Annotated in this window: 2 rRNA genes; both read left to right on the forward strand. The window is 51.8% G+C overall.

Going from position 1 to position 855, the window contains the following annotated elements:
• Window positions 1-353 (forward strand): 16S ribosomal RNA (locus ACFO8Q_RS21275); the annotation flags it as partial.
• A gap of 302 nt (window positions 354-655) precedes the next feature.
• Window positions 656-855, forward strand: a 23S ribosomal RNA gene (locus ACFO8Q_RS21280); the annotation flags it as partial.

Raw genomic sequence — 855 nt, forward strand, 5'->3', positions numbered from 1 at the left:
GACGTCAAATCATCATGCCCCTTATGTCTTGGGCTACACACGTGCTACAATGGGCGGTACAGAGGGATGCAAAACCGCGAGGTGGAGCGAAACCCTTAAAGCCGTTCGTAGTTCGGATTGCAGGCTGCAACTCGCCTGCATGAAGCCGGAATTGCTAGTAATCGCGGATCAGCATGCCGCGGTGAATACGTTCCCGGGCCTTGTACACACCGCCCGTCACACCACGAGAGTTGGTAACACCCGAAGTCGGTGAGGTAACCTTATGGAGCTAGCCGCCGAAGGTAGGATCGATGATTGGGGTGAAGTCGTAACAAGGTAGCCGTATCGGAAGGTGCGGCTGGATCACCTCCTTTCTAAGGAGTCGCAATAGCGACATTTATGAGAACCTTGATTCCGAGGTTAGAAGCTCTCTGCACGATTTGGTTTTGAAGGAACGATGTCCTTTGTTAAGGAAAGAGTTTCTTCAAACGTTAAGATTTGATTGTTGCGACTGCGTTTGCAGCGTGATAAGATAATCTTCCTTGCTCTTTGAAAACTGGATAGCGAATATGAGAAATGAAATTGCGAGGTAACTGCAATTCACACCTTCGGGTGTGAGCGCAGCACATGCAATTCAGCTGGGAATCAACCGGGAATACACCTTTTGTAGGTAACAGATTAAGCTACAAAGGGCGCACGGAGGATGCCTGGGCGCCAGGTGCCGAAGAAGGACGGAGCGAACGCCGAAACGCCTCGGGGAGCCGTAAGCAGGCTTTGATCCGGGGATATCCGAATGGGGGAACCCGCTGGACGTAATGGTCCAGTACCCACTGCTGAATCCATAGGCAGTGAGGAGGCAGACCAGGGGAACTGAAA

This window comes from Effusibacillus consociatus (assembly GCF_042652925.1).
GTDB classification, from domain to species: Bacteria; Bacillota; Bacilli; order Tumebacillales; family Effusibacillaceae; genus Effusibacillus; species Effusibacillus consociatus.